Source organism: Corynebacterium sp. HMSC070H05 (genome assembly GCF_001837615.1).
GTDB classification, from domain to species: Bacteria; Actinomycetota; Actinomycetes; order Mycobacteriales; family Mycobacteriaceae; genus Corynebacterium; species Corynebacterium coyleae.
The window spans coordinates 32,607-52,691 of record NZ_KV833338.1 but is presented as its reverse complement, the minus strand read 5'-3'; the positions used below and the strand labels follow the sequence as shown (position 1 = coordinate 52,691).

The 20,085-nt window shown below is 63.6% G+C and carries 19 protein-coding genes; 11 read left to right on the top strand and 8 right to left on the bottom strand.

Going from position 1 to position 20,085, the window contains the following annotated elements; genetic code table 11:
- Nucleotides 1-206 precede the first annotated feature (206 nt).
- Nucleotides 207-905: a M23 family metallopeptidase gene (locus HMPREF2617_RS06700; protein ID WP_224212937.1), complete on the top strand. Its 699-nt coding sequence runs from the start codon at nucleotides 207-209 to the stop codon at nucleotides 903-905.
- On the opposite strand, the gene pcrA is transcribed toward HMPREF2617_RS06700, so the two are convergent.
- The gene (pcrA, locus tag HMPREF2617_RS06695) at nucleotides 902-3,214 is read right to left on the bottom strand and encodes a DNA helicase PcrA (protein ID WP_070840370.1); all 2,313 of its coding nucleotides are present in this window, start codon (nucleotides 3,212-3,214) and stop codon (nucleotides 902-904) included. The genes HMPREF2617_RS06700 and pcrA overlap by 4 nt on opposite strands.
- Nucleotides 3,215-3,282: 68 nt before the next feature.
- Between pcrA and HMPREF2617_RS06690 the strand changes: the two genes are divergently transcribed.
- Entirely contained in the window at nucleotides 3,283-3,576 is a 294-nt protein-coding gene (locus HMPREF2617_RS06690) for a chorismate mutase (RefSeq protein WP_070483699.1), read from the top strand.
- Nucleotides 3,577-3,603: 27 nt separating this feature from the next.
- Here HMPREF2617_RS06690 and HMPREF2617_RS06685 read toward each other — a convergent pair whose 3' ends face one another.
- On the bottom strand, nucleotides 3,604-3,939 hold the full coding sequence (locus HMPREF2617_RS06685; RefSeq protein WP_070483701.1) for an antibiotic biosynthesis monooxygenase family protein: 336 nt from the start codon (nucleotides 3,937-3,939) through the stop codon (nucleotides 3,604-3,606).
- A gap of 118 nt (nucleotides 3,940-4,057) precedes the next feature.
- Between HMPREF2617_RS06685 and pgi the strand changes: the two genes are divergently transcribed.
- The 3 genes from pgi to HMPREF2617_RS06670 are packed head-to-tail and all read left to right on the top strand — an operon-like array spanning nucleotide 4,058 to nucleotide 7,845.
- The gene (gene pgi, locus HMPREF2617_RS06680; RefSeq protein ID WP_070840393.1) at nucleotides 4,058-5,695 is read left to right on the top strand and encodes a glucose-6-phosphate isomerase; all 1,638 of its coding nucleotides are present in this window, start codon (nucleotides 4,058-4,060) and stop codon (nucleotides 5,693-5,695) included.
- Nucleotides 5,695-7,182, top strand: coding sequence for a glutamate-cysteine ligase family protein (locus HMPREF2617_RS06675; RefSeq protein WP_070840369.1), 1,488 nt, complete (start codon nucleotides 5,695-5,697; stop codon nucleotides 7,180-7,182). Before pgi ends, HMPREF2617_RS06675 begins: the two co-directional genes overlap by 1 nt.
- A gap of 15 nt (nucleotides 7,183-7,197) precedes the next feature.
- Nucleotides 7,198-7,845, top strand: a complete 648-nt coding sequence (locus HMPREF2617_RS06670) for a DedA family protein (RefSeq protein WP_070840368.1) — start codon at nucleotides 7,198-7,200, stop codon at nucleotides 7,843-7,845.
- 48 nt (nucleotides 7,846-7,893) lie between these two features.
- Here the strand turns inward: HMPREF2617_RS06670 and HMPREF2617_RS06665 are convergent, their stop codons facing one another.
- The 3 genes from HMPREF2617_RS06665 to HMPREF2617_RS06655 are packed head-to-tail and all read right to left on the bottom strand — an operon-like array spanning nucleotide 7,894 to nucleotide 9,891.
- On the bottom strand, nucleotides 7,894-8,142 hold the full coding sequence (locus HMPREF2617_RS06665) for a hypothetical protein (protein WP_070840367.1): 249 nt from the start codon (nucleotides 8,140-8,142) through the stop codon (nucleotides 7,894-7,896).
- A gap of 10 nt (nucleotides 8,143-8,152) precedes the next feature.
- A complete protein-coding gene (locus HMPREF2617_RS06660) occupies nucleotides 8,153-9,049 on the bottom strand; it encodes a RelA/SpoT domain-containing protein (protein ID WP_070840366.1) in 897 nt (298 codons plus the stop codon).
- A gap of 32 nt (nucleotides 9,050-9,081) precedes the next feature.
- The gene (locus HMPREF2617_RS06655; protein WP_070840392.1) at nucleotides 9,082-9,891 is read right to left on the bottom strand and encodes a DNA-formamidopyrimidine glycosylase family protein; all 810 of its coding nucleotides are present in this window, start codon (nucleotides 9,889-9,891) and stop codon (nucleotides 9,082-9,084) included.
- A 10-nt stretch (nucleotides 9,892-9,901) separates the two neighbouring features.
- Here HMPREF2617_RS06655 and HMPREF2617_RS06650 point away from each other — a divergent pair, with 10 nt between their 5' ends.
- Together HMPREF2617_RS06650 and HMPREF2617_RS06645 are read left to right on the top strand one after the other, a co-directional pair.
- Entirely contained in the window at nucleotides 9,902-10,141 is a 240-nt protein-coding gene (locus tag HMPREF2617_RS06650) for a hypothetical protein (RefSeq protein ID WP_070815950.1), read from the top strand.
- 75 nt (nucleotides 10,142-10,216) lie between these two features.
- Entirely contained in the window at nucleotides 10,217-11,731 is a 1,515-nt protein-coding gene (locus tag HMPREF2617_RS06645) for an HNH endonuclease signature motif containing protein (RefSeq protein ID WP_070840365.1), read from the top strand.
- A gap of 10 nt (nucleotides 11,732-11,741) precedes the next feature.
- On the opposite strand, the gene HMPREF2617_RS06640 is transcribed toward HMPREF2617_RS06645, so the two are convergent.
- Entirely contained in the window at nucleotides 11,742-16,412 is a 4,671-nt protein-coding gene (locus tag HMPREF2617_RS06640; protein ID WP_070840391.1) for an ATP-dependent helicase, read from the bottom strand.
- Between the two features lie 30 nt (nucleotides 16,413-16,442).
- Between HMPREF2617_RS06640 and HMPREF2617_RS06635 the strand changes: the two genes are divergently transcribed.
- From HMPREF2617_RS06635 to HMPREF2617_RS06620, 4 genes are read left to right on the top strand one after another with little or no spacing between them, the layout of a single operon-like run.
- Complete coding sequence (locus HMPREF2617_RS06635; RefSeq protein WP_070840364.1) at nucleotides 16,443-17,216, top strand: 3'(2'),5'-bisphosphate nucleotidase CysQ; 774 nt, start codon at nucleotides 16,443-16,445, stop codon at nucleotides 17,214-17,216.
- A gap of 3 nt (nucleotides 17,217-17,219) precedes the next feature.
- Nucleotides 17,220-18,017: a thymidylate synthase gene (locus tag HMPREF2617_RS06630; protein ID WP_070840363.1), complete on the top strand. Its 798-nt coding sequence runs from the start codon at nucleotides 17,220-17,222 to the stop codon at nucleotides 18,015-18,017.
- 11 nt (nucleotides 18,018-18,028) lie between these two features.
- A complete protein-coding gene (locus HMPREF2617_RS06625; RefSeq protein WP_070840390.1) occupies nucleotides 18,029-18,505 on the top strand; it encodes a dihydrofolate reductase in 477 nt (158 codons plus the stop codon).
- A 1-nt stretch (nucleotide 18,506) separates the two neighbouring features.
- Complete coding sequence (locus HMPREF2617_RS06620; protein ID WP_070421450.1) at nucleotides 18,507-18,791, top strand: mycoredoxin; 285 nt, start codon at nucleotides 18,507-18,509, stop codon at nucleotides 18,789-18,791.
- Here the strand turns inward: HMPREF2617_RS06620 and HMPREF2617_RS06615 are convergent.
- Together HMPREF2617_RS06615 and HMPREF2617_RS06610 are read right to left on the bottom strand one after the other, a co-directional pair.
- Entirely contained in the window at nucleotides 18,775-19,293 is a 519-nt protein-coding gene (locus HMPREF2617_RS06615) for a GNAT family N-acetyltransferase (RefSeq protein WP_070840389.1), read from the bottom strand. The two genes, HMPREF2617_RS06620 and HMPREF2617_RS06615, sit on opposite strands and share 17 nt — an antisense overlap.
- A gap of 161 nt (nucleotides 19,294-19,454) precedes the next feature.
- A complete protein-coding gene (locus HMPREF2617_RS06610) occupies nucleotides 19,455-20,051 on the bottom strand; it encodes a TetR/AcrR family transcriptional regulator (protein ID WP_246821711.1) in 597 nt (198 codons plus the stop codon).
- Nucleotides 20,052-20,085: the final 34 nt, after the last annotated feature.

The following is a 20,085-nucleotide window of genomic DNA, read 5'->3' as shown; positions in this document are numbered from 1 at the left end:
ATCCACCCCCACAGGCAATTAACATCCGTAACAAATTTCACTTCAGTAACATCGCGCCTGCCTGCAGCGATACCACATAGCTACGCCCAATTAGAACAAACGTGCAGGTCACGCCATTGCTTCGCGGGTGGACACACGTTAAATTGACCTGCTGTGCGCGTAGCCAAAGCTGCGCCGAACCAGACCTGCGTAGAGAAGGTAAAACTGTGAAAACCAGTCGTATGTTCCCCGGTGCCTCCGTGGCAGCCGCTGCAGCATTGGCGCTGACGCTTGTAGCGTCGCCAGCGCACGCACTGACCCTCACTGTCGGTGGCGCACCTATCGGCAACCAGGGCGACGCCTTGGGCGCCCTTGCAAAGGCTGCAGACGCCATCCTGGACAACGGTGCAACCGTGACCGCCGGCGGCTACAAGATCGTGTACGACCCGCGCGCCCTCGATGCGCCGCTGTCGGCCGCGTTCGCTCCTGCCGATGGCACGGACTGGGTCGCACCGCAGCGCGGCCGCACCGCAGATGGCCGCACCGTGGTCATGCCGGCGTCTGGCCGCTACACCTCCGGTTACGGTCCACGCTGGGGCACGTTCCACCGTGGCATCGACATTGCCAACACGGAAGGCACCCCGATCTACGCGGCAATGGACGGCACCGTCACCGCAGCAGGTCCGGCGCAGGGCTTTGGCAACTGGGTCGTGATCAAGCACGACGGTGGCGAAGAGACCGTCTACGGCCACATGCGTTACTACGACGTGCAGGTCGGCCAGCGCGTCAAGGCGGGCCAGAAGATCGCCTCCATCGGCAACGAGGGCTACTCCACGGGCCCGCACCTCCACTTCGAGGTCAAGCCGGACGGTGTGAACCACGCCGACCCCGAGGTCTGGCTGGCCCAGCAGGGTATCCGGATCTAAAGCTTTTCCATCGGCACCCCGCCGATGGTCATCAGCCTGACGGTGCCAGACGACCCGAAATCGATTGTCACCGTCTCCCTCACACCGGAACCTTCCACGGTGAGGACCGTGCCCAACCCGTACTTCGCGTGGTTGACGCGGTCTCCGGCCACTAAGTTCAAATTCTTGTGCACCGTCTGTTTCGGTGCACGGCGCGCAGAGCGCATCTGCGTGCGTGGACGCGAGGGCGAGCCCCACGCATCCGCGTTGAAGGAGCGCTCCGGTTCCAACCTGCGCCAGTCGATGAGGTCCTCCGGGACCTCTGCGAGGAAGCGACTGGCCGGGTTGGTTACCGGAGAGCCCCACGATGAGCGCAGCATCGCACGCGTCAGATATAGCCGCTCGCGGGCGCGCGTAATCCCCACATACGCCAGGCGACGTTCCTCGGCGAGCTCCGCTGGATCCCCCAACGCACGCAGGTGTGGGAACTGTCCGTCCTCCCAGCCGGTAACAAACACCACCGGGAACTCCAGGCCCTTTGCAGTGTGCAACGTCATCAACGTGACCACGCCCTGCTCGTTGTCCGGCAACTGATCCGCATCAGCGACGAGCGAAACCTTCTCCAAAAACGCCTGCAGTGATCCCGGCGCGGGTTCGCCTTCCTGCATAACCTCGTCGATTTCTTCATCGGTCATGTACGCCATCTGGTTCGCAGCGTCCGAGGAGAACTCACGGGCGACAGAGACCAACTCGTTGAGGTTGTCCAGGCGCGCCCCGTCCTGCGGGTCGTTGGAGGCTTCAAGCTCTGCCTTGTAGCCGGTGGCATCAAGCACCTGGGCGACCAGTTGCCCGAGGTCTGGCATGCCGGTGACCTCATTGACCATGTTCGGCATGTCCTGGCGGAGCCCCCTCATCATGTCCACGAAGCGGGTAATGGAGTTCGTGGCGGCCTTGGCCAGCATGTCCACGTTGCCCTCAGTGGCGTCGATAAGCGAACGCCCAAAGCTTTGATTGTTTTGCTCCGAGTGCAGCGCCACCATGGCTTGCGCCTTGTCGCCAATGCCGCGTTTTGGCACGTTGACAATGCGCCGCATGCTCACCGTGTCGTCCGGGTTTTCTAGCACCTTCAGGTAAGCAACGATGTCGCGGATCTCGCGGCGCTCGTAGAAGCGGGTCCCGCCGACTACCTTGTACGGAATACCCGAGCGGATGAAAATGTCTTCCAACGCGCGCGAGGCGTTGTTGGTGCGATACATCACTGCGATATCCGAGTACGGCACGCCGCGATCCGACAGGGCATCGATTTCCGTGGCGATGAAGCGGGCCTCGTCGTGCTCGTTGTCCGCGACATAGCCGACGATCTTCTCCCCCGTGCCGTGGTCAGTCCACAGCTTCTTCGGGCGGCGGCCCTCGTTCTGCGCGATGACAGCGTTCGCGGCACTCAAGATGTTCTGCGTGGAGCGGTAGTTCTGCTCCAGCATGATCGTCTCCGCATCGGTGTAGTCGCGCTCGAACTCCTCGATGTTGCGGATCGTCGCGCCACGGAAGGCGTAAATGGACTGGTCAGAATCGCCCACCACCGCCAGCTCGGGCGCGTCGGGGCCGTCGCCCACCAGGGTGTGGATGAGTTCGTATTGAGCGTGGTTGGTGTCCTGATATTCGTCGACAAGCACATGCCTGAAGCGACGCCGGTAGTACTCCGTGACCTGCGGATGCGTCTTGAAGATGCGGACTACCTCGCCGATCAGATCGTCGAAATCGAGCGCGTTGGATTGACGCAGGCGGCGCTGATATTCCGCGAACACGTTCGCCACCGTGGTCTCGAACGGGTTGTGGGTGCGTTGCGCCTGTGCTTGCGCCTGGTCCGGATCCACCAACTCGTTTTTCAGATTCGAAATCGCGTTGGCCAGCACGCGCGGCGAGAACTTCTTCAGATCCAAGTTCATGTCTTTGCCGATCATGCCGAGCAGTCGACGTGAATCGTCCGAATCATAAATAGTGAAGTTGGTATTCAACCCCGGCACCAACTGCGCCTGCTGGCGCAAAATACGCACGCACACCGAGTGGAACGTGGCCACCCACATGCGTTCCGCCTCAGGTCCGACGAGTTGGCCGACGCGCTCCTTCATCTCCGCTGCGGCCTTATTAGTAAAGGTGATGGCAAGGATCTGCCACGGCGCTACCCCACGGTTTTGCAGCAAATAGGCAATACGGCGGGTCAGCACCGCAGTTTTGCCGGAACCAGCGCCGGCGACGATAAGCAGCGGGCTACCTTCGTGCACGACGGCCGCCTGTTGCTGCGGGTTCAGGCCAAGGGTCACATCAGTCATGGCAGTCACTGTACTAACGCCGCCGACACGACCCTGACCGTGTGTTCGAACTGGCATAATCTACTGCCATGAGTGAGCTAGAAATCCGCATGCCATCCGGCACCGACGATCCCCTTTCGGACGCGGAGATCCAGGAATACCGCAAGGAAATCGACCGACTTGACCGCGTCATCCTCGACGCAGTGAAGCGCCGCAGCCAGATTTCCGCCGCGATTGGTAAGACACGCATGGGCTCGGGCGGCACGCGTCTTGTCCACACTCGCGAGGTGGCCATCATTAACCAGTTCCAGGACGAGTTGGGCGAGGAAGGCCCCGGCCTGGCACAGATCCTGCTGCGGCTCGGCCGGGGCAAGTTGGGTTAACGCACTTGGGGCTAGCGCTCCGGACGGCTAGTCCTGCTCGGTGGAATCGAGCACGACCTCAAATTCCAGCAGTTCAGCAGACTGTGACACCGGCTTGCGCGGGGCCTCACCGTTATCGCCGCCCTTGTCGCTTTCAGCGTGCCCGGCGCGGCCTGCGCCTTCCCACCAGGCGTTGTAGGACTCCTCGTCGGCCCAGCGGGTGACCACGAAGTAGCGCTCCTCCCCCTTGACCGGGCGCAGAAGCTGGAAGCCTTCGAAGCCGGGCTGGGAGTCGATGGCGTGCTTGCGGGCAGCGAAGCGGCGCTCGAGTTCCTCGCCGGCGCCTTCGGGGACAGTAATCGCGTTGATCTTGACGATGCTCATGGGCGCCATTATCCAGATTTGCCGGGTGGTGGGGTGTTACCCGGAAGGCACGACAGGTTTTGACTACCGTAGTTTGCATTGAACGCTGGAGATGATCACCGCCGCCTGGGAGGCTGCAATGCACGACATTACGTCCGCACCGAGCTGGAAAAAGCTCGAAAAACTCCATGCTGAAACGTCTCGCACGACGCTGCGTGATCTGTTTCGGGCCGACGCGCAGCGCGCCGAGCGCTTCACTTTCGACGCCGCCGGTTTGCACGTGGATCTGTCGAAGAACCTGTTCAACGGGCGTGTCATGGAGGCGCTGATTGCACTTGCCGACGACGCCGACCTGACCGAACGCATCACTGCAATGTTTTCGGGCGAGCACCTCAACACCACCGAGGACCGGGCTGTGCTGCACACCGCGCTGCGCGCCCCGGCGGATCGGGCGCTGATCGTCGACGGCCAGGATGTCACCGCTGACGTGCACGATGTGCTGGAGCGCATGAGTGCGTTTGCGGAGTCGGTGCGCTCTGGCGATTGGCTCGGCCACACGGGCAAGCCGATTACCAAGGTGGTCAACATCGGCATCGGCGGCTCCGACCTGGGGCCAGCCATGGCTGCTCAGGCGTTGCGTACCTACGCGGATGCTGGGGTGAGCGCGGAGTTCGTCTCCAACGTGGATCCGGCCGATATGACCCGGGTGCTCGCTGACGCTGACCCGGAGCAGACGCTGTTTATCGTCGCCTCCAAAACGTTTACTACGCAGGAAACCCTGTCTAACGCGCATGCGGCGAAGCGCTGGCTGCTCGAGACTTTCGATGGCGACGACACCGCGATTGCAAAGCACTTCGTAGCCGTCTCTACCAATGTGGAGAAGGTCGCCGAGTTCGGCATTGACACGGACAACATGTTCGGCTTCTGGGACTGGGTTGGCGGGCGCTACTCGGTGGATTCCGCGATCGGCCTGTCGCTGATGGTGGTCATCGGCCCGGAGCGTTTCCGCGAGTTCCTCGCCGGGTTCCACGCGATGGATGAGCACTTCCGCACCACCGATTTCGAGCGCAACGTGCCTGTACTCATGGGGCTGCTCAACGTGTGGTACCGCAACTTCTACCAGGCCCAGACCCATGCGGTGTTGCCGTACGCGCAGGACCTCGCCCGCTTCCCGGCGTATCTGCAGCAGTTGACCATGGAGTCCAACGGCAAGCGCACGCGTATCGACGGCACCCCGGTCACCTATGACACCGGCGAAATCTTCTTCGGCGAGCCCGGCACCAACGGCCAACACGCCTTTTTCCAATTGATCCACCAGGGCACCACACTGATTCCGGCGGACTTCATCGGCTTTGCCAAACCACGCGCTGATCTGCCCACCGCCACCGGCGAAGGCTCCATGCACGACCTGCTCATGGGTAATTTCTTCGCGCAGACGAAGGTGCTGGCGTTTGGCAAAACCCAGCAGGAAATCGAAGCAGAAGGTGTCCCGCATGCACTTGCGCCGCACAAGGTTATGCCTGGCAACCGCCCCACCACCACGATCCTGGCGGAGGAACTCTCCCCGCACTCCCTCGGCGCGTTGATTGCGTTGTACGAGCACATCGTGTTCGTGGAGGCCGCCATCTGGGGCATCAACGCCTTCGACCAGTGGGGCGTGGAGTTGGGCAAGGCTCAGGCCAATGACCTCGCCGCTGCCGTTGCGGGCGAGGAAGAGCCCGCCTCCGGCGACCAATCCACCGACAACCTCATCACCTGGTACAGGGAGCACCGCTAATGGGCGACGCCATCTCATCCGAGTCCTACACGCCACGCCAGCGCACCACGTACCGCCGTCGGCTCGAGGATGAGCTGGAGCGCTTCGACCGGCACCTCCAGGGCGCCGAGTTCGTCGATCACGGCACGATCGGGCTGGAGTTGGAGCTCAATCTTGTCGACGACACCATGCTCCCCCACCCCAACAACCAAGCCGTGCTCGCGCTGCTTGATAGCGAGTACCAGGCCGAAATCGGCGCTTACAACGTGGAGATGAACCACCCACCCTTGGATATTCAAGGCCAGGGGCTAGCGGAGTTGGCTGGTGGCGTCGAGAAGCGACTTGCCCGCGTGCGCGAGGCAGCAAAGCGGGCCGGGTCGCACCTGGCAATGATCGGCACCCTGCCCACGATGACCTCGCAGCTTCTCGATAGCGACGAGTGGATGACGCCAGAGAATCGCTACGCCGGACTGAACAACTCGATCCTGGAATCGCGCGGTGAACTGGTCAAAATCGACCTGCGGGGCGAGGAGAAATACACCCACTACTTTGAGACCATCGCCCCCGAATCCACCTGCACATCCATGCAGCTACACCTCCAGGTGGCACCAGACCGGTTCGCGGAAGCGTGGAACGCTTCCCAAGCCATCGCGGGTGTGCAGGTCGCGCTCTCAGCAAACTCACCGCTGTTCCTCGGCCACAAGGTGTGGCACGAGTCGCGCATCCCGGTGTTCAAACAGTCCATCGATACACGCACCAAAGAACTGATCAACCAAGGCGTGCGCCCGCGTGTGTGGTTCGGCGAACGCTGGATCACCAGCGTCTTCGACCTGTTTGAAGAAAACGTGCGCTACTTCTCCCCGCTGCTGCCCGAAGGCCGCGCCGACGCAGGCACCCCGTTCATGAACGGCGACAACCCTGGCCTGCACTACCTCAACCTGCACAACGGCACGATCTGGCGCTGGAACCGGCCCATCTACGATCCGGCGGGCGAACTCAGCCACATCCGCGTGGAAAACCGCCTGCTTCCCGCTGGCCCGACCGTCAAGGACATCGTTGCCGACGCTGCGCTCTACTACGGCCTGGTCAAAGCCCTAAGCAACCAGACCCGACCTGTGTGGTCGCGCCTCACCTTCGACGCCGCAAACCGTAACTTCCTCGCCGGCGCCAAGCACGGCATCAACGCCGAGATGGAATGGCCGACGTTGGGTTCGGTTCCGGTACGTGAGCTCGTCGAGAAGCATCTGCTCGACCTCGCCTACGAAGGCCTGCGAGCCCTTGACGTGGACCAATCCTGCGCAGACGAATACCTCGGCATCATCGAGGGCCGCGTGCGCACCGGCCAAAACGGGGCGACCTGGCAACTCGACGCCCTGAGCCGCGTCGCCGCCGGATCCAAACCCGCCACAAGCGAACGCGCCGAAGGCCTCGCCCGGGTTTTACGGCAGTACATCAAAAACTCCCAGGCAGACGCGCCGGTGCACACTTGGAAGCTTGAGGTCGAATAAGGCAAGATAGGCCCAATGCAGAGCATCATCGACTGGATCGTCGGCCTTATGGAAACCCTTGGCGCCCCCGGTGTCGGCATTGCGATCCTCTTGGAGAACCTCTTCCCACCCATTCCGTCCGAGGTCGTACTGCCGCTGGCAGGCTTCACCGTCGCGCAGGGCTCTTTGAACATGGTCAGCGTGTTCATCTGGTCCGTGCTTGGCTCCGTCGTCGGCGCATACGTGCTGTACGGCATCGGCGCCTGGCTCGGCTTGGAGCGCCTGCGCAAGATCGCCGATTGGATGTGGCTCGTGCGCGCCTCCGACGTGGACGCATCGATGGATTTCTTCAACAAATACGGCAAGCCCAGCGTGTTCATCGGTCGCCTCATCCCGGGTGCGCGGTCGCTGATCTCCATCCCGGCGGGCCTGGGCAACATGAACCTTCTCACCTTCGGCCTGTGGACCACGCTTGGCTCCGGCATCTGGAACGCCATCCTGATCTACCTGGGCTACATCCTCGGCGACAACTGGGAAAAAGCCACCGAGTACGCCGACACCTACTCCAACGTTATCTACGTCGTGCTCATCCTGATCATCCTCGGATTCCTGGTGTTCTTCATCCGCCGCGCGCTCAGCGACTGGGAGGCGAAAAAGGCTGACACTGCGGACACCACCAAATAACCCGCTCGAGGGCGACCGATCACGAAAGTGACGGTCGCCCTCTCCCCTTTAAGAAACCTTCTCGCCTTGCGCCCAATACGAAGCAACATCGGGAAGTTCATCGACCGCGAAGTATCGGGAGTGCGTAACCTTCAAGTCTTCTAAGGACGGCGCCCCGATCACAACAATCTCGACATCTGGATTGTCGTTGGCCTGTTCCTCTTCAAGCCGCTGCAGGATCGCATCACGCACATCCACATACTCTTTCATCCGAAGCTGACCGGTCTTGCGGTTGAACACCATAAGGAAGTGCTTCATCGTCTCCCCCTCACTCTTCTACCTCGTACGAACTGAGACGTTGCGATAGGGCTCGCAAAGATTCAATGAGGCTCAGAATACTCGAGGCATGCTGACTCGTAGCAGTCTCCGAGTACGACAATGCTCGAAAAGCTTCCGCCCGCAATTCATGCAGCCTCGAGTTCAATGGCAGACCCATCGGGATATTCGCTAACTGCTTCATCGAGTTCGAACTACTCCGACGCGTCGCTGCACGTTGCCGTTCCATATGGTGAATATCACGCGCAATCGCAACTAGCGCATCAAAAACCCTGGCTAGCTCTTTATTCCCTGGCCGCGCATCGCTTTCGTATCGGATCTTTCGCCCAGTTTTGTCCGCTAACTTTTCAAAGGTGTTCGCCCACTCCGACTGGAGCAAGGTCCGCATTTGGAGTTCGACATTACCCGCAGCCGACTGAAACACCAGATGAATAGCCCGGTAACCCCCGGGCTGCGCACGGGCGATATAGTCACGCTCAATCACACGATGCCCCTCTGCCCGCAGCACCTGCTGCAGCTCCCATGAGAGGTGGCGCAAATCGTCGTGCAACACGTTGGCCGTAATTCGAGCCCCGGCGAAATCCCACATCCGGCCGAGTTGAACCTTCTTCGTTTTGTCCTCATACGACCGTCTGATTTTGTCACCAATAGTCGCCTGCGATTTCACTCGATACGCACTGACAACGTCCGGACTTTGGTTTTCCTGGCCAAAAAGATCCTGCGCAAAACCTGCACAGGCAGCAGCAGTCCGTCGAGCTAACTCGTCGTGCCAGATAATCATCTCCGCGGCTTCCGCAGGAACACTGGCACTACCAGCGAAATACTCCCCGAGCCGGTCGATTTCTCGCTTACCCCACGGACGTTTTTCTCTCAAAAATTCAAAGTCCATATCTCGCCCCCCCTTTCCAGAAATGGAATATATCAGGGCTCCGGCTGACACCGCGGACACCACCAAATAACCCGCTCGAGGTCGCCGTCGCCGCCGAGAAATCCCTTCTCAATGAGCGTGCCGCAGCGCCTACACGGCTTGTTGTTGCGGCCGAACACATAACTCGTCTCCCCCGCCCGCTTGATCCCAGTGGTCACGCGGACGGGGGCGTCTTTATTCGCCCACATCAGCCGTCGCGCAAGACGCACATGCTTTTCGACGTCCACCTCCCCCACCCGTTCCCTCGGGTGGGTACCCGCGAGGAAGTTGATCTCCGCGCGGTACTCATTGCCAATGCCGGCAAGATTGCGCTGATCCAGCAGCGCACGTCCGATTTCGAGGTCCGGCTGTGCCTCGATGCGCCTGACCGCCTCCGCCATGTCGAAATCCGGATCGAGCAGGTCCGGACCGAGATACCCCATCTCCTGCTCGTATTGGCGGGCTGGGAACACCCGAACGAGGCCGAGCCAAAAGCCGACGAGTTCGATGTCGGGCTGGGGGTCGTCGCTAAGCGAAAGCACCACGCGAGCCGCATGAGCGGGCTTCTTCCAGCGTGTTCCGGCGCGATGCATCGACCACGTGCCCTCCATTTTGAGGTGCGTGTGCAGGATCTGCGCCTGGTGGCCATCTTTTTTGAATTCCATGAACAGGTGCTTGCCGCGGGGCCAAACGCGCTCGCAGATCATACCCGTGAAATCGACGGTGGCATAGCTGGGAACGCGGATGGAGGTGGCTGTGACCTCGCGACATTGCATCCATTGCAGGCGCTTGGACAGCTGATAGACGGAGTCACCTTCGGGCATAGTGGGGCCCATGTTCCGCTTTTTACGCAACATTTTCAACAGTGTGGTCAATGCCGGGCCGACCCCGGAGGAGTCGCTCGTCGGCTTCTTCCCCGACATGGACGCCGCAATCGAGTGGGCGCGCGGGGTGCTCGCGGAGACCGGCACCGACCCAGAGGCCGAGTATGTGCGCGCGGTGAAGGACGTGCGCGAGGCGAATCCGCGACTCGGACTTGCGGCGGCAGCGCACCTGGTTAAGCAGTTGCAATAGAACGGGTGTTCGAACGTTTGATTGCCACATCGAGCGCGTTGATAGATTGACCCTCAACTACTTGAAGGAGGGGACATGAACAACGTATCTCGGCTCGTTGACCAAGTCGTAGACAGCCTGACGCAATTGCGTCTGCTTTTCGACGACCCCACGTCCCTCCCCTTCACCACCATCGCCCGCGACATCGCACGCCTCGAACAAGCTATGGATAAGAAGGCCTACGTCGACGCCTCCTTCGCCCACGCCTGTGTCCTCGCCGATGCCGGCAAACTCGTCGGCGCGAACTACCCGGACGCCTACCTCATGGAAAAGTTGGGCATCTCCAAGGGCGAGGCCTACAACCGGCTCGCCCGAGCCAAAGCCATGTTCGCGCCACCCCCGCCACCCGAGCCCGACCTGGACGATTTCCTCGGGGACCTGTTTGGCGCCGGCGATGAACCGACCGACGAGGAGCGCGCCGCCGCCGAAGAAGCCGCCCGCAAGGCCGCCGACGAGGAAGCCGAGCGTCGCCGCAAAGACCAGGAGGACGCCCGCCGTCGCGCCGGCGAGGTCCCCGCCGCCAAGCAGGACATCATCCGGCGAGAACTCGACAAACTGCTCAAGGCCGCCGAGGGCGAACGCATGAGCATCTACGCCCGCGCCATGGAGGAAGCGAAGACACGCAGCGAAAAGGACCTGCGGCTGTTTGTGAAGCGCCTCGTGGACAAGGCGAACAAGCCACACGCAAAGAAGAACCCCAACGCTGGCTTTGAAAAGCGCGAGGCCACCCTGGGCAAGGAAAACTCCGACGGCACCTACGACGTGCGCCTTCACATGACCGCAGGCGACTACGCCCTCTACAAAGCACTCACCGACAAGGGGCTCGCACCAAACTCCAACATCCCGGCTGAACACCAGCAGGACCGCGACCCCCGCACCCGAGGCCAGCGCCGCTACGACCAGTTCATGGCCATCATGCGCCAATACGAGCACGGCGAGCAGGCCGCCAACGGCGGCGCGGCCTCCGTGGTGGTGTCGGTGACGCTGGACGATCTTGCCGACGCCGACGCCACCACCCTGTTCCAAACCAACGTCGGCGTGGAGCTCAACGCCTTCGACCTCGTGCGCCTCGGCATGGACGGCACCTCCGACTTCTTACTCACCGTCGACGGCCTCACCGGAGTGCCGCTGCACCTGGGCAGGTCGAAACGGCTCGCGTCTGTTGCGCAACGCATCGCCATGTTCGCCATCCAAGGCGTGTGCTCATGGGCCGGCTGCACCACCGCCATGAGCGAGTGCGAAGCCCACCACATCATCTCCTGGCTGCGGTACGGCGGCACCGACATCACCAACCTCACCGGCCTGTGCCCCACCCATCACCGGTGCAACAATGACCACCGGGACGGCTCCTTTAACAAGGGCTACATGGATTACGACCCCACAACCGGCACCGCCGTGCTGGTCAAGGCCGACGGCACCCGTCACGTAAACACCACAGACCCCGCCATGCACTCGGCGGTCAACCGAATCCGGGCGAAACGGACCGGGGCGGCGGGGCAACCGCCGGGGACCACCCACCGGCCGGTACCCCGCGTGCCGCTACGGCCCTAAAGCCTGGACCCTAGTCGTCAAAGGTGAGCCCATCCGCTGGGCCACCCAAATCAGGCCTGCCGTCGGCCTCCCCTGCACCGTCTAGCTCTCCCAGCGCCTCCGTTATGCTGCGCCCGCGCCGCTTCGGGGGTGCCGAGGCACGCCCTCCGATCTTCGCCCCCTTGTGGGTCGCCGTCGCCCCGTACTCCTTCAGCGAAAAGGCAGTCCCGCCATCGAGCTTCTCCACGGCCAGCGGCCGCATCCGGCCCGCCCGCACCGCGGCCGCCAGGGCATCGACAACCAACGGCATCGGGTCCCCTACCCCGTCAGGGAAGTATTCGAAGAACGTCGTCATGGTTTTCCCGCCGCGGGTGATGTGGGCGGCTAAGAGGCCGTCGACAAGCACCACCATGGCACCGGCCGCACGGGTCGGCCCCTGCGCCGGCCACGGCAGAGCCGCCCCGTACGAGTTCGCCGGGTCGGTGGCAGCCAGCACGTGCACCTGCGGATCGCGCGCACCGGAGGGCCAGCCCACCACGTCGTCGGTGTCCTGGTGCCCGCGCAGCCGATCGATGGTGGCCGGGGTAGAAAACTGCGAGGCCCCAAGCCCCTCCACCAGGTAGCCGCGCATCGCCTTGCCACTTTCTTCAAACCCAGACAAGGTCTTGTAGGCCAGCGCGAACCCGCCCAGGATTTCCTCGGCCACCACGGAGCCGCGGGTGACCACCCCGTAGCGGTCCAGCAGCGACTCCCCTAAAGCCACCGAGCGACGCGTGGGGTCGCTATCAGGCGTGGGCGTGAGCGACCAACGGCCCACCATGTCGGGCGGGACCGTCGACGCGAACGAGGTCCGCCCCGAGCGCACCCTGCTTCGCTGCGGTCGCCGGCGCGCCCGGTGCGCCGTCTTCCCACCCGCCAACCGGGCCCGGATCGGAGCAAACGAATCCGGCGCGAGGAAGCCGGCCTCCACCAGGTCCCACATGGCTTCGCGCAGCTCCTCGGTGGTGGTCGAGGGTTCAAGCAGATCGCCGAACAGGAACCCGCCGCCGCGGCGCACCTTTTCCATCACCTGGGATTGGGTCAGCGACAGCAGTGGCTCCTCGACCTGCGGCATGAGTTGGGCCGCGTAGTCGGCGGGCAGCAGCATGATCCACGGGTCACGCGCCCCTGCCTTGCCGGCGCCGACGATAGCAACCTCGCCGTTGGCAGTGAGCTCGTCGAGCATCACCGGCGAGTAGTCGCCCACGCGCGACGGGAAAATATGTGATTCCCAGGCGCTTGCGGGCAGGCGCACCCCGGCGAGCTGCTCGATCACCGAGTAAACCCCGTCGGCGCCCCGCAGCGCGGGCGTGACCCCCACCGGAGCGACGTTTGACCACGAAGGCAGAAAACGCCCATACGCAGACTGCGACACGGGCCGGGTCTGGGCGCGCGCCGCCGCCAGCGAGCGCGACCGGATGATGCGCAGCACCTCGGCGGCGACGTACTCCTGCTCCTCTACCCCCTGCCGGTAGCGGCCCTCGATGACCTTTTCTTTGTCCACCAGCGGCATCAGCGCTGCATGCGCCGCACCGACGGCCAGCCCGAACGCGTCCGCAAGGTCGCGCAACACAAAGGGCCCGCGGGTGCGCACCCAACGCCCCACCAGTTGCGCCAACGCATCCGGGATGGTCTGCACCTGGGCGGGGACGCCGGGCGGGACGGGCACGCCGAGGCCGTCGCGAAGCAAGGGCGCGTCCAGCACCTGGGCGACGTGCTCGCGCCCGCCGATGCGCACCAGCATCATGCGTGCCCCCAGGGACTGCTCCAGGGAGGTCAGGGGAACCGAGGTGTAGGTGGGCAGGTCGTCGATAGGCACGGGCCCCACGATGCGCAGGGTGTCGGCGAACTGCTCGGAAGTCTCCGCGCGGCCCACCCGGCGCAGCGAGGCGTCGACCTCCGCGATGATGTCGGCATCCAGCAGCTCGCGCAACTCCACGGTGCCCAGCAGTTTGGCCAGCAGGGACGGGTCCAAGGACAGCGCCGCGGCCCGCTTCTCGGCCAGCGGGGTGTCGCCCTCGTACATGAACGCGCCGGTGTAGTTGAACAGCAGCGAGGAAGCGAACGGGCTCGGCTGGTCGGTGGTCACCTCGGCGATGCGCACCCGGCGGGTATTGATGTCGCGCATCACCTCCTGCAGCGCCGGCAGGTCGTAGACGTCCTGGAGGCACTCGCGCACCGTCTCCAGGATGATCGGAAACGACGGGTAATTCCGGGCCACATCCAACAGCTGCTCGGCGCGCTGGCGCTGCTGCCACAGGGGTGCCCGCTTGCCGGGATTGCGGCGCGGCAACAGCAGAGCACGGGCGGCGCACTCGCGGAACCGGGAGGCGAACAGGGCGGAATTGCCCACCTGTTCGGTGACGATGTCCGCGATCTCGTCGGCGTCGAACTGGAAGATCGCCCCGTCGGGCTCCCTCTCCCCTTGCGGCAGGCGAAGCACGATGCCGTCGTCGCCCGCCACCGCCTGGGCATCCATCCCGGTTTCCTGGGCGACCCGCCACCCGGTGGCCAGGGCCCACGCCGCGTTGACACCCTTGCCAAACGGGGTGTGCAGCACGACGCGCCAGTCGCCTAACTCGTCGGTGAAGCGCTCCAGCACGAGGGTTTTCTCGTCGGGGAGGATGCCGGTGGCCTCCTCCTGCTCGTCGAGGTATTGCAGCAGGTTGGCCCGGGCGCGCTCGTCCAAGCTTTCGTCCAAAGCATTTCTTGCTTCTCGACGAAACGCCCCCACCGCCTTACCCAACTCATACGGCCTACCCAGCCCGTCGCCTGTCCAGAACGGCAGGCGCCCGGTGTGGCCCGGCGCGGGTGAGACCTGCACCTGGTCGCGGGTGATGTTTTCGATGCGCCACGAGGAGGCGCCGAGGGTGAACACGTCGCCGACGCGGGACTCGTAGACCATCTCCTCGTCGAGCTCGCCGACGCGGCGGGGTGCTTTGTCCCCTTCTTGCGAGCCTGCGAGCAAGAACACGCCGAACATGCCGCGGTCCGGGATGGTGCCCGCGTTGGTCACCGCGACCCGCTGGGCGCCGGGGCGGGCCTTCAAGACATTGCCTTCGAGGATGGCGCGGGGCCGCAGCTCGGCGAAGTCGGTGGACGGATAGACACCGATGACCAGGTCGATGACGGAGTCGAACACCTCGCGGGCAAGGTCACGGTACGGCCAGGCGCGGCGCACGGTGTCGTACCACTCGTCCACATCCAGGTCCTCCACCGCGACCGCCGCCACAGTCTGCTGCGCGAGCACGTCCAAGGGGCTTCGCGGGGTGTGCAGCTCCTCGATCAGCCCTTGGCGCATCCGGGGCACCGTCACCGCAGTTTGCACCAGGTCGGAGCGGTGCTTCGGGTAGAACGTGCCCTCCGAAACCGCCCCCACGGTGTGCCCGGCGCGGCCCACGCGCTGCAGTCCGGAGGCCACCGACGGCGGGGATTCCACCTGGATGACCAGGTCCACCGCACCCATGTCGATGCCCAGCTCCAGCGAGGAGGTGGACACCACCGCACGCAGGGTGCCCTCTTTCAGCATGGTTTCGGTCAAGGCGCGCTCGTCCTTGGACACGCTGCCGTGGTGGGCGCGCGCAATCACGGTCGCGGCGTGGCCGGCAGTATCCACCGACTTCATCAGCTGCGCCGGCGGGCGGCGGGTCTGCGGGGAGAGCGCCTCCGGGTCGTGCTCCTTCGCCCAGAGTTCGTTTAACTGGCTGGTCAGGCGCTCCGCGGTGCGGCGGGAGTTGACGAAAACGATGGTGGACCGATGCGCCATGACTTCGTCGTAAATCGCGCGCTCGATGTGGGGCCAGATGGAGTTGGTAGCACCGGGCGGCGGGGCGTCCAGGGCGTCGTCCACGGCGTCGTCGAGAATCGCATCGCCGATGGTGGAGGCGTCCTCGGGAACGGGCAGGTCGCTCATGTCGTCGACAGGCACGCGCACGTCTAGCTGCCAGCGCTTCTCCCCCGGCGGGTTGATAATCGTCGTCTTGGGGCCCAAAAAGTTGGCCACCGCCTCGATCGGGCGCACCGTGGCGGACAAACCGATGCGCTGGAAGTCCCCGGCGAGGCGGCGCAGGCGCTCCAGCGAAAGCGCGAGGTGCACGCCGCGCTTGGTGCCGGCCAGGGCGTGGATTTCGTCGACAATGACCGTGTCCACCGTCCTCAACATGCCCGCCGCCTTGGACGTGAGCATGAGATAGAGCGACTCCGGCGTGGTAATCAAAATGTCCGGTGGCTTTCGCACCTGCCGGTTGCGTTCCGCCTGCGGAGTATCGCCCGAGCGCACCCCCACCGAAATGTCCGGCATGTCGCGGCCCAAACGCTGCGCCACCCGCGCAATGCCAGCCAGGGGTGCGCGGAGGTTGTTCTCCACATCCACGCCGAGGGCCTTCAGCGGCGAAATATAAAGGACGCGCACGCCGCCGTGGGTGGAGGTGTTCGCCCCATCGATGGGCAGCGCCTGCTGGCCGGCCCGCTCCACCAGGGAGTTCAGCGCCCACAGAAACGCCGCCAGCGTCTTGCCGGAGCCGGTGGGTGCGACGACGAGGGCGTTTTCGTCGTCAGAAATCGCGCGCCACGCCTGCTCCTGCACCGCCGTGGGCGCTGCGAAGACATCCTGGAACCACCCCGCCACCTGCGGGTGAAAGCGGTCCAAGATCAAGCCAGTCATTTCGCCAACCTTAGCGGTAGAGTCGGGCACATGACTGCTGAGTACTCCGACTCCCGGCTGACCAACCTGATTGCGGAAGGCACGGGTGAAATCCTCAAAGGCATCCGTGGGGTGGGCCTGCTGCGTGGCCGCGAACTCGGCGAGACCGGCGACGACCTCGCCCAGGACTGGATCGAACGGGTCTTGAGCCAGCACCGCCCCAACGACGGGTTCCTCTCTGAGGAAGCGTCCGATAACCCCACGCGCCTGAGCAAGGACCGGGTGTGGATCGTCGACCCGCTCGACGGCACCAAAGAGTTTGCCACCGGCCGGCAGGACTGGGCGGTGCATGTGGCGCTCGTCGAAAATGGGGTGCCCACCCACGCCGCCGTCGGGCTGCCGGACCTTGGCGTGGTGTTTAAGTCCTCCGACGTGCGCCACGTCTCAGGGCCGTTCGCCGGCAAGGTGGCCATGTCGCGCAACCGCCCGCCCGCCGTCGCCCGCTACGTCGCGGACGCCATCGGCTTCGAAACCGAACAGATCGGCTCCGCCGGCGCCAAAGCCATGCACGTGCTGCTCGGCGACTACGACGCCTACGTCCACGCCGGCGGCCAATACGAATGGGACCAGGCCGCACCCGTAGGGGTCTCGCTTGCGGCGGGCCTGCACGCATCGCGACTCGACGGCTCCCCGCTTCGCTATAATAACGAAGACACCTATATTCCAGACATGCTTATTTGTCGCCCGGAGATTGCCGACGACATTTTGGAAGCCGCCGCCCGCTACCACGACGAACACGGCTCGTTCGAAGGAGTACTGAAGTAACCAATGGTCAAGACCCCATACGAGGACCTGCTGCGCGACGTGCTGGAAAACGGCACCGCGAAAGGTGACCGCACCGGCACCGGCACCCGCAGCGTGTTTGGCCGCCAGATCCGCTACGACCTCTCCGAGTCGTTCCCGCTGCTGACCACCAAGAAGGTCTTCTTCAAGGGTGTCGTCGGCGAACTGTTGTGGTTTTTGCGCGGCGATTCCAACGTGCGCTGGCTGCAGGACAATGGCATCCGCATCTGGAACGAGTGGGCCGACGCCGACGGTGAGTTGGGTCCGGTCTATGGCGTGCAGTGGCGCTCCTGGCCAACCCCGGACGGTGGCCACGTCGACCAGATCGCCGAAGCGCTGGAGACGCTGAAGAAAAACCCGGATTCGCGCCGCAACCTGGTGTCTGCCTGGAACGTGTCCGAACTGGACAAGATGGCGCTCATGCCGTGCCACCTGATGTTCCAGCTCTACGTCGCCGATGGCCGCCTGTCCATGCAGGTCTACCAGCGCTCCGCCGACATGTTCCTGGGCGTGCCGTTCAACATCGCCTCCTACGCACTGCTGACCCACATGTTCGCCCAGCAGGCGGGCCTTGAGGTCGGCGAGCTGATCTGGACGGGCGGCGACTGCCACATCTACAACAACCACCTTGAGCAGGTGCGCGAGCAGCTCTCCCGCGACGCCCGCGAGTATCCGCAGCTCAAACTGCGCAAGGCTGCATCCCTGTTCGACTACGACTTCGACGACATCGAGGTCGTCGGCTACGACCCACACCCCACCATCAAGGCGGAGGTGTCGGTCTAATGCAGGGCGCGATGTTGGGTGCGATCTGGGCGCAAAGCGTCGACGGCATCATCGGCGACGGCGAGGACATACCCTGGCACGTGCCCGAAGACCTCAAGCATTTCAAGGACACCACCAGCGGGCACCCGATCATCATGGGGCGGCGCACCTGGGAGTCGCTGCCGGTCAAGCCGCTGCCGAACCGCAAGAACATCGTGTTGTCCTCGCGCGAGGCAGGCGCCTGGTCGCGCGGGGCGTCGGTCGTCGCCGACATCCCGGACCTCGAGGGCGATGCCTGGATCCTCGGCGGCGCCCAAATCTACGCCGCCACCCTCGACGAGGTCGACGTCATCGAACGCACGCTTATCGACATCCACCCCGACGTCCCCGATGCCAAAGCCGTCTACGCCCCGCGTATCGACGACACCTTCACCCTCGTTTCCGAAACGGAGTGGCTCACCTCGTCGACAGGCTTGCGCTACAAATTCCAACGCTTCGAAAGGATCTAACATGACCGTCACCGCACCCGAAACCAACGCCCACGTGACCATCTTCGCCGCCGACTGGTGCCCGTTCTGCCAGAAGCTGCGCCAGCGCCTCGACCGCACCGAAACCCCCTACGACATCGTCGACGTCGAGGCCGACGGCATGGACGAGGTTAACGAGTGGATCAAGTCCGTCAACGACGGCAACCGCATCGTGCCCACCGTGCTCTTCTCCGACGGCACCCACGCCACCAACCCGGAGGCCTCGGCAGTGCGCGCCAAGCTGCGCGAACTCACCGGCGAGGAGTAGGCCCGGAGAATCCTTCGGGGCTAGTCGACTCTCTCCGCTCCCAGCGGACTTCGCCGTCGACGACCTGCCCCGTGGGGACCAACCCTACGGTGGCGGCGATTCGCTGCGAGGCGATGTGGTCGGGGTGGATATGAGCGATGAGGTGCGTAATGCCTCGCTCCGCAAGATAGGTGCAAAGCAGTTTCACGGCTTCTTTGGCGTAGCCGTGCCCCTGCCACTGCGTCCCGATCACCCACGCGATCTCCGTCGCGCCACCGCTGCGGGGCACGGTCGCTTGGACGTATCCGATCGGCTGCTTGCCCGCACCGAGCGTGACGACGAAATTGATCCACTCCTCGGCACCATCGCTGGATTCGCCTCGAGTCTGGATCGCGTACCGACGCGCAAGCTCATCCACAGAGGGCGGCCCACCGCCTGTGAATGTGTAAAGGGATCGATCCGAAAGCACATCAGCCATCTCGGTAGCGTCCTCGACGCGAAGTGGCCGTAATTCGATAGTCATCTTCACCGCCCGCTATCTAACCTCGACGCCACACCAAACCCCTATTTGGGAGTCACCGAAGAATCTCTAGTCCAGCGACTCCACATCCGCCTCACCTGAGCTTCCTCTCGCCATTTCTGAGTATTCCTCACACAGGCGCTGCCTGGAATGGGATGGTTCCGTCAAGACAAAAGTTTCTTGATGCCCTCGGAGAGGATTTCTTGTGGGCTATTGTGGTGCGCCGCGTGGAGGCGCGCATAGGTCGGGGCTTGTTCGGGGTCGATGGTAACACGCTTTTCGTCGGGTGCCATGGGCGCGGTCAGGGCGGCGCCGATCACTAGGTTTGATAACCGGTAGGCAGTTCCCAACGGATCCGGGACTCCCTCTCGTTCAAGCAGGACGCACATACGCTCAGAAAGGGCGAGGTAAGCAGGACCTCTGGGGGCACGCATGCCGATGACCTGACCGGCCCACCGGTGGGTCGTGAGGTGTGTGAAGAAAGTTTGCATCAGGGTGGGCAGGTCGGCGTTGTTGATCGACTCGGACATCACGGGATCGTCTGAAAGCACTATATCGAGAGCAAGGTCGAACAGGTCGTCAACTGACTCCACACGGGAGTACAGGCTGGCTGGAGCGACACCCACCTGTTGTGCCACAGCTCTCATCGTGAGCGCTCTCAACCCACCCTCATCCAGCAACCTCGCTGATGCTCTTGCAACTTCCGCAATATTCACGGCGCGATGGCGCTGCACAGGTTTTTGGTGTTCCCAATAGCTCACCCCACCAGCCTAACCAAACATGCTTGAACCACCT

What these genes read in the sequence shown, in the direction of transcription:
- HMPREF2617_RS06685 (WP_070483701.1), bottom strand. Translation starts at nt 3,939, where the DNA reads ATGAGCATCGTCAAGATCAACGCGATTACTGTCCCCGAAGGCGCCGGC.
- HMPREF2617_RS06630 (WP_070840363.1), top strand. Translation starts at nt 17,220, where the DNA reads ATGGTCAAGACCCCATACGAGGACCTGCTGCGCGACGTGCTGGAAAAC.
- HMPREF2617_RS06655 (WP_070840392.1), bottom strand. Translation starts at nt 9,891, where the DNA reads ATGCCCGAAGGTGACTCCGTCTATCAGCTGTCCAAGCGCCTGCAATGG.
- HMPREF2617_RS06615 (WP_070840389.1), bottom strand. Translation starts at nt 19,293, where the DNA reads ATGACTATCGAATTACGGCCACTTCGCGTCGAGGACGCTACCGAGATG.
- HMPREF2617_RS06690 (WP_070483699.1), top strand. Translation starts at nt 3,283, where the DNA reads ATGAGTGAGCTAGAAATCCGCATGCCATCCGGCACCGACGATCCCCTT.
- HMPREF2617_RS06660 (WP_070840366.1), bottom strand. Translation starts at nt 9,049, where the DNA reads ATGGACTTTGAATTTTTGAGAGAAAAACGTCCGTGGGGTAAGCGAGAA.
- HMPREF2617_RS06675 (WP_070840369.1), top strand. Translation starts at nt 5,695, where the DNA reads ATGGGCGACGCCATCTCATCCGAGTCCTACACGCCACGCCAGCGCACC.
- HMPREF2617_RS06625 (WP_070840390.1), top strand. Translation starts at nt 18,029, where the DNA reads ATGTTGGGTGCGATCTGGGCGCAAAGCGTCGACGGCATCATCGGCGAC.
- HMPREF2617_RS06635 (WP_070840364.1), top strand. Translation starts at nt 16,443, where the DNA reads ATGACTGCTGAGTACTCCGACTCCCGGCTGACCAACCTGATTGCGGAA.
- pcrA (WP_070840370.1), bottom strand. Translation starts at nt 3,214, where the DNA reads ATGACTGATGTGACCCTTGGCCTGAACCCGCAGCAACAGGCGGCCGTC.
- HMPREF2617_RS06650 (WP_070815950.1), top strand. Translation starts at nt 9,902, where the DNA reads ATGTTCCGCTTTTTACGCAACATTTTCAACAGTGTGGTCAATGCCGGG.
- HMPREF2617_RS06640 (WP_070840391.1), bottom strand. Translation starts at nt 16,412, where the DNA reads ATGACTGGCTTGATCTTGGACCGCTTTCACCCGCAGGTGGCGGGGTGG.
- pgi (WP_070840393.1), top strand. Translation starts at nt 4,058, where the DNA reads ATGCACGACATTACGTCCGCACCGAGCTGGAAAAAGCTCGAAAAACTC.
- HMPREF2617_RS06665 (WP_070840367.1), bottom strand. Translation starts at nt 8,142, where the DNA reads ATGAAGCACTTCCTTATGGTGTTCAACCGCAAGACCGGTCAGCTTCGG.
- HMPREF2617_RS06670 (WP_070840368.1), top strand. Translation starts at nt 7,198, where the DNA reads ATGCAGAGCATCATCGACTGGATCGTCGGCCTTATGGAAACCCTTGGC.
- HMPREF2617_RS06645 (WP_070840365.1), top strand. Translation starts at nt 10,217, where the DNA reads ATGAACAACGTATCTCGGCTCGTTGACCAAGTCGTAGACAGCCTGACG.
- HMPREF2617_RS06620 (WP_070421450.1), top strand. Translation starts at nt 18,507, where the DNA reads ATGACCGTCACCGCACCCGAAACCAACGCCCACGTGACCATCTTCGCC.